An 11,572-nucleotide genomic window follows, 5' to 3' on the forward strand; every position below is an offset into this window, starting at 1 on the left:
ATAGCGTAAACGACAAGTGTCGATCATTACGCCTTGACGGCAGGCTGAGGTTGATCCCGCAACGCTGCCAGCAATGCCGTGGCGCTGGCGCCACGACAATCAATAACGGTCCGGGCTCCAGCTGCCTGCGCAATGCTGGCCACCCGGGGGCTTGGTACGAACAGTGGCAAATCGGCCAGGTCTGGCCAAGAATCACCCGCCAGCTGAAGCAAATGTTCAAAACCCTGCCCACTGCTGACCACCAGCCCGTTCAAGCGTTCCACCGCAACACGTTGCGGCACGGCGTCGGGGGCATGCTGCGGCAGGTAGCGACGATACAACGGCAGGTAGTCAACTCCCACCCCCAACGCGCGCAATTGCTCGGCCAACAGTTCGCGTCCTTCGTCGCCGCGCATGATCAGCACACGGCTTCCCGGTACGGCAATCGCCTGTTTCAAGCGCGGCAACTCGAGCAAGGCTTCGCTGTCATCGCCCTGCTCCGGCCAGCTCGCATCGAGCCCGTAATCAAGCAGTATCTGTCCGGTTGCTGAACCCACACTGAACCAGGGTTGCATGGGTGGCTGTGGCCACACTTCGTCGATCAGCTCGATAGCCAGCCGCGCCGCAGGTTTGCTGACCACGATCACTGCACAATAATTGAGCAGCTCGAAAATGATCGAACGTTGTGCAGGCGTCAAGGGCAATGGCTCGGTCTCGAGCAAAGGCAGGCTGCTGCTGAAGATACCGGCCTCGGCCAGCACTTTTGCCAGCGCTGCCGATTCTTCGGCCGGGCGGGTCAGCAACAGGCGCCAGGTACTCATTCGTTGTTGGCCTCGCCATACACCGCTTTCAGAATGTCGGCGGCACCCTGCGCCAGCAGTGCTTCGGCCACCTGCACACCCAGCGCCTGGGCGGATGTCTGTGGCGCGCGGGCTTCGGCGTGCAGCAATACACTCCCGGCCGGGTCCCCCACCAGCCCGCGCAACCAGACGTCATCGCCTTCCAACACGGCGTAACAGGCGATAGGCACCTGGCAGCCACCGTTGAGGTGCTTGTTCAGCGAGCGTTCGGCAATCACGCGCACGGCGGTGTCTTCGTGATGCAGAGGTGCAAGCAAGGCATGAATTTCGGCATCGACGCTGCGGCATTCGATACCCACCGCGCCCTGCCCGCCCGCAGGCAGGCTGTCGTCGACGCTGATTGCCGAGGTGATACGATTTTCAAAGCCCAGGCGGATCAGGCCCGCAGCGGCAAGAATGATGGCGTCGTACTCGCCGGCATCGAGCTTGGCCAGGCGCGTATTGACGTTGCCGCGCAGGAAGCGGATCTGCAGATCGGGGCGGCGTGCCAGCAATTGCGCCTGACGGCGCAGGCTGGAGGTGCCGACGATGCTGCCAGCTGGCAGTTCGTCCAGGCTGGCAAAGGTGTTGGACACGAACGCATCGCGTGGGTCTTCGCGCTCGCAGATGCAGAACAGGCCCAGGCCTTGTGGAAAGTCCATCGGCACGTCTTTCATCGAATGCACGGCGATATCGGCGTTGTCTTCCAGAAGCGCTGTTTCCAGCTCCTTGACGAACAAGCCTTTGCCGCCGATTTTCGACAGTGGGGAGTCGAGCAGCTTGTCACCACGACTGACCATGGGCACCAGCGTCACGAGCAGGCCGGGATGAGCCTGTTCGAGACGGGCCTTTACGTATTCTGCCTGCCAGAGTGCCAGCGCACTTTTGCGCGTGGCGATGCGGATTTCGCGAGAGGACATTGAACAATCCGTACTGAGTGAATGCGACGGATAATAACAGCTCAATCCCGGTCAGGGCGGCTTCGGCGCTGATTGAAACTTGCGTCAGACACTGAGCCGATCAATCAATCGGCAGTGGCTGAGGGGCGCATTGGAAAGGCTGCGCGTAGGCCAGCCGAAAAGCACATGGAGCCGGAATTCTCTCCCGTTCCATGACTCGGTCTGGGCCCAGAGGCTCCAGAGCGGCGAGGCGCTAGAGCTGCTGCATCATCTTGCGTACACCGGCTACATGGCGGCGACTGACGATCAACGCATCGCCATTAAGCCCTCTGAGAAACAGCTGGAAATGCCCCAGCGGCGTGCGCTGCAACCGTTCTATTCGCTCACGGGCCACCAGTGCATTGCGGTGAATACGCACGAAACGGTCGCCGAATTCGTCTTCCAGCGCCTTGAGCGGCTCGTCCAGCAGCACTTCGCCACCCTCATGACGCAAGGTCACGTATTTATGATCGGCGATGAAGTAGATCACCTGATCGAGTGGAATCAGCTCGATACCCTTGCGAGTCCGCGCGCTGATATGGCTGCGTGGGCCCGATCCGCTTTCGGCAGCCGGACGGGTCAACGCCGCCAGTTGCACGCGGTTTGGCCGCTCGGCTTTCCTCAATGCTTCGACGAGGTGCTCGGAACGCACAGGCTTGACCAGATAGCCCACTGCACTGACCTGGAAAGCTTCCAGGGCGAATTCATCGTGGGCAGTGCAAAACACCACCGCAGGCGGCGCTTCCCGCTCGCACAGTCGCGCTGCAACCTGCAGGCCATCGAGACCCGGCATGCGGATATCGAGCAGCACCACGTCCGGTTTGTGAGTTTCAATCAGCGCCAAGGCTTCTTCACCATTGGAGGCGCTGGGTTCCAGTACTCGATAACCCTCAATCTCATTGACCATGCGGCTCAATCGCTCGCGGGCCAGGGGTTCGTCATCAACGATCAGGACATTCATATAGCTCTGGCTTCCTGCGTGAGTCTCGCACAAGGATAGCGTAGACAGGTGTAGTGACGACCGTCACGGCGCTCCACGCTCAGACTGGCGTGCGGGCCAAAAAGTGCCGCAATACGTGCGCCTATATTCGTCAGAGCCTGCTGAGTACCGTTGGAAGTCTGCCGATTGGCAACTTCTTCATAGGGATTACTGACGCTCAATATGAACTCTCCCCCTTCATAGTTCGCTTCGACCGTTACAACGCCCCCCTCGACTCGCGGAGCAATGCCATAAATCAAAGCGTTTTCAAGTAATGGCTGCAAGGTTAGCTGGGGAATCGGCAAGTCATCGGGAATTGCACTCACCCTCCAGTCCAACTGTAGACGCTCGCCAAGACGATATTGCTCAATCGATAAATATCGTTTTGCCAATGCCAGCTCCTCGCCCCACGTTACCAGGCTGCCGGGTTTGGCCAGACTGGCGCGAAACAGGTCTGAAAGGTCGAGCACCGCCTGCTCTGCCTTGACCGGGTTGCTGGCAACCAGGCTGGCAATGCTGTTGAGGGTATTGAACAGAAAGTGCGGGCGGATCCGCGCCTGCAGCGATTCGATCCTCGCGCGCAGCTCGCCTTGTTGCTGCTTGCGCCACTGACTCTGCAGATAGAAATAGCGCAGCATCAGGGCGGACATGATCAACGCGATGGTCGAGTAGCGCAGGTAGCGCTCGACCATCCCGCCGATCGAGATCCGTCCGGTGAGCTGACAGACATCGGTGACGGCTGTGCACAGCAACGTCAGGCCGACCACCAGCAGGCAACTGAGCATGCCAGCCAGCCCCGGCGTCAGGCGCGCCAGCCAGGGTCGCAAACCACACAGCAGCGCTGCGGACAGCAGCACGATCCATTGCACGAACAGCGACATCAGCGCCAGACGTACCCAGTCGAAGCCGGTACGCATCGGTTCTACCAGCACCAGAACCAGCACCAGCAGCTCCGCCAGAACGACAAGCACCAGCAATGCCTGCGGCAGGCACAGTTCGGGGAGGAAAAAGTCTTTGCCGGGCACAGGCCGGGCTTCGTGTTTCACAGGTTCGATTCGCATGCCTCCAGTCTCTGCCCTGGCCTCGTCAGCGGCAAGCTGTCCGGGGATAAAAATGCATCAACCCTGTTATCATCGCAATCGCCCTTGTGCCAGGTAACGGGCACGCCACTTTCTGTTAGCAACGAGCGAATCCATGAGCACCGACAAGACCAATCAGTCCTGGGGCGGCCGCTTCAGTGAACCCGTCGACGCGTTTGTCGCGCGTTTCACTGCCTCCGTCACCTTCGATCAACGTCTGTATCGCCACGACATCATGGGCTCCATCGCCCACGCCACGATGCTGGCCAAGGTGGGCGTTCTGACCGACGCCGAGCGTGACACCATCGTTGACGGCCTGAACACCATCCAGGCCGAGATCGAGGCCGGCAATTTCGAGTGGCGCGTCGATCTGGAAGACGTGCACATGAACATTGAAGCACGCCTGACCGATCGCATTGGTATCACCGGCAAGAAGCTGCACACCGGTCGCAGCCGCAACGATCAGGTCGCCACCGATATCCGTCTGTGGCTGCGCGACGAAATCGACCTGATCCTCAGCGAAATCACGCGTCTGCAGCAAGGCCTGCTGGGCCAGGCCGAGCGCGAAGCTGAAACCATCATGCCCGGTTTCACCCATTTGCAGACCGCCCAGCCCGTTACATTCGGTCATCATATGCTGGCCTGGTTCGAAATGCTCAGCCGCGACTACGAGCGTCTGGTCGACTGCCGCAAGCGTCTCAACCGCATGCCTCTGGGCAGCGCTGCGCTGGCAGGCACCACCTACCCGATCGACCGCGAACTGACCTGCAAACTGCTGGGCTTCGATGTCGTGGGCGGTAATTCGCTGGACGGCGTATCGGATCGCGACTTCGCTATCGAATTCTGCTCGGCCGCGTCCATCGCGATGATGCACTTGTCGCGTTTCTCCGAAGAGCTGGTGCTCTGGACCAGTGCGCAGTTCCAGTTCATTGATCTGCCGGACCGCTTCTGTACCGGCAGCTCGATCATGCCGCAGAAGAAAAACCCCGATGTGCCTGAACTGGTACGCGGCAAGAGCGGCCGCGTGTTCGGTGCCCTGATGGGCCTGCTGACCCTGATGAAAGGCCAGCCTCTGGCCTACAACAAGGACAATCAGGAAGACAAGGAACCGCTGTTCGACGCTGCCGACACTCTGCGTGATTCGCTGCGTGCGTTTGCCGACATGATCCCGGCAATCAAACCCAAGCACGCGATCATGCGTGAAGCCGCGCTGCGCGGGTTCTCGACCGCGACCGATCTGGCCGACTATCTGGTGCGCCGTGGTCTGCCGTTCCGTGACTGCCACGAGATCGTCGGTCATGCCGTGAAATATGGCGTGGAAACCGGCAAGGACCTGGCAGAAATGAGCCTGGAAGAGCTGCGTCAGTTCAGTAACCAGATTGAGCAGGACGTGTTTGCCGTGCTGACCCTGGAAGGCTCGGTCAACGCCCGTAACCACATCGGCGGCACCGCACCCGAACAGGTCCGCGCCGCCGTGGTCCGCGGTCAGGAACTGCTGGCCGGGCGCTGAATACAACCAAGGCATTCCTTTAGCCTGAGGAACGACCATTCAACTATCGTGCGACGCTCTGCGTCGCATGCCGTTCTGGACGCTCCGCGTCCGCTCTTGAGTGTGCGGCGCAGCGCAGATTTGTGACGCAGAGCGTCACCCACGGCATTCCCACGCTGGAGCGTGAGGAACGATGACCCCTACTATCGTGCGACGCTCCGCGTCGCATGCCGTTCTGGACGCTCTGCGTCCGCTCTTGAGTGTGCGGCGCAGCGCAGATTTGTGACGCAGAGCGTCACCCACGGCATTCCCACGCTGGAGCGTGAGGAACGATGACCCCTACTATCGTGCGACGCTCCGCGTCGCATGCCGTTCTGGACGCTCTGCGTCCGCTCTTGATTGCGCCGTACGGCTTCCGCCGATTTCCCTCCAGCGCACCTCGCCGCTATCATCGCCGCATCTTGTGAGGGACTTATCCGATGCTCAATGGCCTGTGGCTTGGTTTTTTTGTCGTGGCGACGATTTCCGCGCTGGTGCAGTGGCTGGTGGGGGGCAACGCCGGCATTTTTGCGGCGATGGTCGAAAGTATCTTCGCGATGGCCAAGCTGTCGGTCGAGGTGATGGTGCTGCTGTTCGGCACACTGACGCTGTGGCTGGGCTTTTTGCGCATCGCCGAAAAGGCGGGCATCGTCGACTGGCTGGCCAAGGTTCTCGGCCCGCTGTTTCTGCGTCTGATGCCGGAAGTGCCGCCCGGCCACCCGGCACTGGGGCTGATCACCCTCAACTTCGCCGCCAACGCGCTGGGTCTCGACAACGCCGCCACGCCGATTGGCCTGAAAGCCATGCGCTCGCTACAGGAACTCAACCCGAGCAAGACCGCCGCCAGTAACGCGCAGATCCTGTTTCTGGTGCTCAACGCTTCCTCGCTGACACTGCTGCCGGTAACGATCTTCATGTACCGCGCCCAGCAGGGTGCTCCCGACCCTACCCTGGTATTTCTGCCGATTCTGCTGGCCACCAGCGTCTCGACCATCGTCGGCCTGTTGTCGGTGGCGTTCATGCAGCGCCTGCGGCTTTGGGACCCGGTGGTGCTCGCTTACCTGATCCCCGGCGCCCTGCTGCTGGGTACTTTCATGGCCTTTCTCGGCACACTGTCGGCAGCTGCGCTGGCGGGACTGTCGTCCATTCTGGGTAACCTCACGCTGTTCGGCCTGATCATGATGTTTCTGATCATCGGCACGTTACGCAAGGTGCTGGTCTACGAGGCCTTCGTCGAAGGTGCGAAGGAAGGCTTCGACGTCGCCAAGAGCCTGTTGCCTTATCTGGTCGCCATGCTCTGTGCAGTGGGCGTACTGCGCGCATCCGGCGCGCTGGACTTTGGCCTGGAAGGCATTCGGCATGTGGTGCAGTGGCTGGGGCTGGATACACGCTTCGTCGATGCGTTGCCGACCGCGATGGTCAAACCCTTCTCCGGTAGCGCCGCCCGTGCTCTGTTGATCGAAACCATGCAGACCCAAGGCGTCGACAGCTTCGCGGCATTGGCCGCCGCAACGATTCAGGGCAGCACCGAAACCACGTTCTACGTGCTTGCTGTGTACTTCGGCGCCGTGGGCATTCAGCGCGCTCGCCACGCAGTGGGTTGCGCACTGCTGGCCGAGTTTGCCGGTGTGGTGGCCGCGATCTTCGTCTGCTACTGGTTCTTCGGCGCGACCGCTTCCTGACAGCTCACTGCGCCGGAGCCTGAGGTGCAGATTCCGCAGGTGCCGACTCGGCAGGCGCTGCCTCCTGCTTTTCCTGCTTCGGCTGATCGGCGGGTGCAGATTCAGGTGTGGCTTCCTCAGCCGAGTCGCCGCCCGGCTTGAGTTTGATTATCCGGCCTGTAGGTCGTTTCACGGCCGGTTGATCGTTGTCGGTGACCACAAAGCGCAGCACGCCGATCATCTGGCCGTCCTCGGTCAGCACCCTCACCTGCCAGCGCCCTGTCACGTCCTCCGGGAAGTTTTGCTTGCGCGTCCAGGCGCGATAGCCTTCCTTGCGTCCGCCGTGAATGTCCAGCGCGATCCGGTCCATCTCTTCGCCTTCATGCCACCACACATGGTAGATACGCTCGTCCAGACCGCGCGGCGCATTGATAGCGGTATACGCATACAGGCCGCCGTTGCGCAGCTGTTTGGCGCTGATCAGCGAAATACTGTCGCCTGGTGTGCGGTTCTTGTTATCGAAGTCCGGGCTGACCGCCACTTCGGTCAACCAGAGCGTCGCAGGCGGCACCCAGGAGCGCAGCAACCAGCCCGCCGCGCCGATGGCCAGGATGATGCTGATCACGGCCAGTGCGCTGCGCCAAGTGTTGAGCGGGAAGTTCGACATCAGGCTGGGTGCCGACAGCACCATCGCCACGCCCAGCGCCAGTTTGTAACTCTCGGCGGTGGTTAGGTGCAGGATGATCGGCAGCGCGGTCAGCAGTGCCGCGAACAGTGTCAGAGTGTGCAACGTCATGAACAGCCAGCGTCTGGGCGCCAGCCACTTGTAGTAGAGAGGGTCGATGATCGAGATAAGCCCGGCGGCGCCAAGCACCGCAGTGAATACCGCCTGACCACTGTTCCAGGTGGTGGTGATGAAAAAGAACGGCAATACGAAAAACAGGCTTTCCTGATGGATCATCTGCGTGCCGTAGCGCAGCAAACCCTGCGGAATCTCGCGGCCCAGCGCCTTGTTGAGCAGCCCGACCATGGTGTTTTCGACCATCAGCCACAGCCAGCTGATCAGCATCACCACGGCGATCCAGGTGGCCAGCCCTGCCTGGCGATCGACCAGGATAAAACTGGCGATACCTGAAACGAAACCAAACGCCGCAATGAGCCCCGGATAGCGCTGCATCAAGTTGAGCACGGGCGTCACATAGCGGTTCACGTCAAACATTCGGGGGTTCACTCGGTTCTGTTCATACAAAAAACCGCGCAGCGTAACAAGCGCGGCGCGCAGCCAACACCACCAATGCAGTTCGGCGTCAGCATTCTATTTATTGCGTACACGCCAGCGCCACACGGCCAACAAGGCTATCAGGCCCAGCACCCCACCAATCAGCCAATACAGGCCGTCATAACTGAACAGAGGCTTTTCAATTCGCATGTAGCCCGGCTGGGCGAGCAGCTGGCGCATGGCCTGACTGGCTGTCTCCAGTTTCACCGCCTTGATGCGTTTGGCCGGGTCCTCAAAGCGCCCGTTTTCGTAATCATTTAGCGCGCTCCAATAATAGTCGGCCAGTGCACTATTGCCCTGTGTGGCCCACGATTGCCGGTCGATGGCGAGCTGTTGCAACCGCGTAAATGTAGCGGGCTGCATACCTTCTTTTTGCAGGCGCTCGACCATATTGCGGATGTCCCGCTCGGCTTCATCGGCATCGTCACGTTCGACATCGGCATTCAGGCTCAAAAACCCGACATCGCCGAACACTTCCCGCTCGGCAGAAGGACCGTACGACAAGCTGTGTTTCAGACGCAGCTCAGTGTAGAGCGTCCAGTCCAGATAGGCTTTGACCAGTTCCCAGGTTTCGTCGTGCTGGTCGTCAAGTTGTGGCTCGGGGTAGATCAGGTGCAGCTTGGCACTCTCGCCCAGCCCGCCGCGCTCAAGCTCGCGTCGCGGCTCGGCTGAACCCGTGCTTTGCGCCAGCGGCGGGTGATCGATGGGGTCGGTGGGTGCCAGTTTGCCGTAAGTGCGCTCCAGATAGGCCGGCAACAGCTTGTCCAGATCGCCAACCACGATCAGCGTCATGTTATTGGGCGCGTACCAGTTGGCGAAGACGTCTTCGATATGGCCCAGCTTGATACCATCCACTTCAGGACGCTCGGCGCATTTGAGGCCCAGCTCCACCGCCAGTTGACTGCTGGCGCTGCGCCCCGAGTCACGCCGGTCAAGCAGGCGCTGCAAGTGTGAAAAGTGTCCGCCGTCTTCTCGTTCTACGACTCGTTTGACGCCGTCCAGTCGTGCCTGGCTGAGCTCGGTTCTGGTCATGATCTCCATCAGCAGGTCGAGCACCTTGCGCTGGTTTCGCGCGGGCGCTTCAATCACGAAGGTGGTATCGGCATTGCTGGTGAATGCGTTCCACTCGCCGCCCAGTGCCTGCATGCGCTCCTCCAGCCCCCCTTCACCGCTGTCATCCACGCCGCTGAACAGCAAGTGTTCCAGCAGATGCGGCAGTTCCTTGTCCTGGCACGGGAAGTCATCGAAGCCGATACCCACCACCAGGCGGATAGCGACGTGACCCTTTTCGGAGCCGGGCTTGAGAAGGACTTGCAAACCATTGGGCAGCAGATAGCCCTCGACCTGAAGGCGGTCAAGGGCAAACGAAGGGAGTGAACCGAGGAGCAGACAAGCGAACAGCAGGCAACGCATAAAACAGCTTTCCTGGCGGGCCGGTATGTTTAACAGACTTCACCTCGGCCCTTACGTTCATAGTGATCGTTCGGGCTCGCTCTCGCTCGACAAGGCCCCGGTGTCGGCCGTTTCCAGTACCACATAAGCGCTGCTGCAAAACAGTGAGTTCAGGCGTTTCATGTCGGCAATCAGTTCCAGGTGCAGCGAACTGGTCTCGATACTCTGCACAACCTTCTGCCGCAGGCGGCTGACGTGAGCATGTGCCAGACGGCGTTCCTGGGCTCGAAAACGGCGTTTTTCACGCAGTAATTGACGCGCGCTTTCCTCGTCACCGCTGAGGAACACCGAGAGCCCCAGACGCAGGTTCGACTGCAACTGGATCTGCAGATCGGCGAGTTCTTCCAGGCCGACTTCCGAGAATGAGCGGCGGTGCGAGGTCTTCTGCTGCTGGATCTTGCGCAACATGCGTTCGATCAGGCCACTGGCCAGTTCCAGATTGATGGTCAGCTCGATGATCTCGGCCCAGCGCCGGTTATCGTGCTCGCCGAGGTCCTCACGCGGCATCTGCGCCAGGTATAGCTTGATCGCGCTGTAGAGCGCTTCCACGTCATCGTTGAGGCGGCGCACTTCCTGAGTGACCGCCGTCTGCGTGCCGCGCAGCACCGCCAGCATCGAGCCCAGCATGCTCTCGATCAAATCGCCCATGCGCAGGGTTTCTCGCACTGCGTTGGCCAGTGCCAGGCTGGGCGTCGACAGTGCGGTCAGGTCCAGATGGCGAGGTTTGGCCAGGCCACCGACCTCGTTCTGCTGCGGCAGCAAGGCCGCGCACAACCGCGCCATCGGGCCAACGGTAGGCAGCATGATCAGGCAGCGCAACGTGTTGTAGATCAGGTGAAAGCCAATCACCAACTCCTGCGGACGAAAGCCCAGCGTGTCGATCCAGGCAACCAGCGGGTCGAGCACCGGAAAGATCAGCAACAGGCCGAACAGCTTATACAACAGACTGCCCAGCGCCACCTGCCGACCGGCGACGTTCTGCATGCTGGTACTGAGAAAGGCCAGCAGGCCGCTGCCGATATTGGCACCGATCACCAGGCCGATCGCCACTGGCAGACCAATGACTTCCGTGCCCGCCAAGGTGGCCGTCAGCAGAACTGCCGCCAGGCTGGAATAGGAGATCAGCGCAAACATGGCGCCCACCAGCGCATCCAGCAGAAGGTCGCCGGTCAACGAGGCAAACAGCACCTTGACCCCGGCCGCCTGGGTGATCGGTGCAGCCGCTGCGACGATCAATTGCAGTGCCAGCACGATCAGGCCCAGGCCGATACCGACCCGCCCCAACTGACCGGCACGGGTCTGCTTGCGCGACAGAAAGAACACCACGCCAAGGAAAATCAGCAACGGCGACAGCCACGACAGATCGAACGTCAGCACGCGGGACATCAATGCCGTGCCGACATCGGCGCCGAGCATGATCACCAGCGCCGGTGTCAGCGTCATCAGCCCCTGGCCGACAAATGAGGTCACCAGCATGGCAGTGGCATTGCTGCTCTGCACCATGGCTGTCACCAGAATGCCGGCGATGAACGCCAGGGGTCGCTTGGACATGTTCTGGCTGAGTAAACGACGAAGTTGTGCACCGTAAACACGAAGGATGCCAGTGCGCACGATATGCGTGCCCCAGATCAGCAGGGCGACGGCAGATAGCAAATCGAGCAGGGTCAGCATGCTGAAAGCCCCCTGAGGTTTGCCCGTTCAGGCGATGAATTGAAAGATGTGCATGTAGCGAGCGGGGAAAGGGTGTAACGCTCTACTAAGCTTTTAGTCGGCTATTAGCCTTGGCGCCAGCATCGCACAGGGTGGGATTCATTGAAATAAAAGTGTCATAAATCCGC

Annotated in this window: 9 protein-coding genes; 2 read left to right on the top strand and 7 right to left on the bottom strand. The window is 60.6% G+C overall.

Going from position 1 to position 11,572, the window contains the following annotated elements:
* Nucleotides 1-26 precede the first annotated feature (26 nt).
* The 4 genes from RYB66_RS23280 to RYB66_RS23295 all read right to left on the bottom strand — a co-directional run bounded on the left by RYB66_RS23280 (nucleotide 27) and on the right by RYB66_RS23295 (nucleotide 3,796).
* Nucleotides 27-800, bottom strand: a complete 774-nt coding sequence (locus RYB66_RS23280; RefSeq protein WP_002551372.1) for a uroporphyrinogen-III synthase — start codon at nucleotides 798-800, stop codon at nucleotides 27-29.
* Nucleotides 797-1,738 carry a hydroxymethylbilane synthase gene (gene hemC, locus RYB66_RS23285; protein ID WP_002551373.1) on the bottom strand — a complete coding sequence of 314 codons (942 nt, stop codon included), beginning with the start codon at nucleotides 1,736-1,738 and terminating at the stop codon, nucleotides 797-799. Before hemC ends, RYB66_RS23280 begins: the two co-directional genes overlap by 4 nt.
* 232 nt (nucleotides 1,739-1,970) lie before the next feature.
* On the bottom strand, nucleotides 1,971-2,717 hold the full coding sequence (locus tag RYB66_RS23290; RefSeq protein WP_002551374.1) for a LytR/AlgR family response regulator transcription factor: 747 nt from the start codon (nucleotides 2,715-2,717) through the stop codon (nucleotides 1,971-1,973).
* The gene (locus RYB66_RS23295) at nucleotides 2,714-3,796 is read right to left on the bottom strand and encodes a sensor histidine kinase (RefSeq protein WP_002551375.1); all 1,083 of its coding nucleotides are present in this window, start codon (nucleotides 3,794-3,796) and stop codon (nucleotides 2,714-2,716) included. Before RYB66_RS23295 ends, RYB66_RS23290 begins: the two co-directional genes overlap by 4 nt.
* 133 nt (nucleotides 3,797-3,929) lie before the next feature.
* Here RYB66_RS23295 and argH point away from each other — a divergent pair, with 133 nt between their 5' ends.
* Together argH and RYB66_RS23305 are read left to right on the top strand one after the other, a co-directional pair.
* Entirely contained in the window at nucleotides 3,930-5,324 is a 1,395-nt protein-coding gene (gene argH / locus RYB66_RS23300; RefSeq protein ID WP_016980491.1) for an argininosuccinate lyase, read from the top strand.
* Between the two features lie 458 nt (nucleotides 5,325-5,782).
* On the top strand, nucleotides 5,783-7,024 hold the full coding sequence (locus RYB66_RS23305; RefSeq protein WP_005743905.1) for a nucleoside recognition domain-containing protein: 1,242 nt from the start codon (nucleotides 5,783-5,785) through the stop codon (nucleotides 7,022-7,024).
* Nucleotides 7,025-7,028: 4 nt separating this feature from the next.
* Here the strand turns inward: RYB66_RS23305 and RYB66_RS23310 are convergent, their stop codons facing one another.
* The 3 genes from RYB66_RS23310 to RYB66_RS23320 all read right to left on the bottom strand — a co-directional run bounded on the left by RYB66_RS23310 (nucleotide 7,029) and on the right by RYB66_RS23320 (nucleotide 11,405).
* The gene (locus RYB66_RS23310; RefSeq protein ID WP_005743904.1) at nucleotides 7,029-8,222 is read right to left on the bottom strand and encodes a DUF5924 family protein; all 1,194 of its coding nucleotides are present in this window, start codon (nucleotides 8,220-8,222) and stop codon (nucleotides 7,029-7,031) included.
* 96 nt (nucleotides 8,223-8,318) lie between these two features.
* On the bottom strand, nucleotides 8,319-9,695 hold the full coding sequence (locus RYB66_RS23315; protein WP_005743903.1) for a M16 family metallopeptidase: 1,377 nt from the start codon (nucleotides 9,693-9,695) through the stop codon (nucleotides 8,319-8,321).
* Between the two features lie 57 nt (nucleotides 9,696-9,752).
* A complete protein-coding gene (locus RYB66_RS23320; protein ID WP_005732788.1) occupies nucleotides 9,753-11,405 on the bottom strand; it encodes a Na/Pi cotransporter family protein in 1,653 nt (550 codons plus the stop codon).
* Between the last annotated feature and the right edge of the window lie 167 nt (nucleotides 11,406-11,572).

It is taken from the genome of Pseudomonas syringae group sp. 243L2 (assembly GCF_032587875.1).
GTDB classification, from domain to species: Bacteria; Pseudomonadota; Gammaproteobacteria; order Pseudomonadales; family Pseudomonadaceae; genus Aquipseudomonas; species Aquipseudomonas amygdali.

Excerpts from the sequence above, each read along its gene's own strand:
- RYB66_RS23280 (WP_002551372.1), bottom strand. The coding sequence starts at position 800 with ATGAGTACCTGGCGCCTGTTGCTGACCCGCCCGGCCGAAGAATCGGCA.
- hemC (WP_002551373.1), bottom strand. The coding sequence starts at position 1,738 with ATGTCCTCTCGCGAAATCCGCATCGCCACGCGCAAAAGTGCGCTGGCA.
- RYB66_RS23290 (WP_002551374.1), bottom strand. The coding sequence starts at position 2,717 with ATGAATGTCCTGATCGTTGATGACGAACCCCTGGCCCGCGAGCGATTG.
- RYB66_RS23295 (WP_002551375.1), bottom strand. The coding sequence starts at position 3,796 with ATGCGAATCGAACCTGTGAAACACGAAGCCCGGCCTGTGCCCGGCAAA.
- argH (WP_016980491.1), top strand. The coding sequence starts at position 3,930 with ATGAGCACCGACAAGACCAATCAGTCCTGGGGCGGCCGCTTCAGTGAA.
- RYB66_RS23305 (WP_005743905.1), top strand. The coding sequence starts at position 5,783 with ATGCTCAATGGCCTGTGGCTTGGTTTTTTTGTCGTGGCGACGATTTCC.
- RYB66_RS23310 (WP_005743904.1), bottom strand. The coding sequence starts at position 8,222 with ATGTTTGACGTGAACCGCTATGTGACGCCCGTGCTCAACTTGATGCAG.
- RYB66_RS23315 (WP_005743903.1), bottom strand. The coding sequence starts at position 9,695 with ATGCGTTGCCTGCTGTTCGCTTGTCTGCTCCTCGGTTCACTCCCTTCG.
- RYB66_RS23320 (WP_005732788.1), bottom strand. The coding sequence starts at position 11,405 with ATGCTGACCCTGCTCGATTTGCTATCTGCCGTCGCCCTGCTGATCTGG.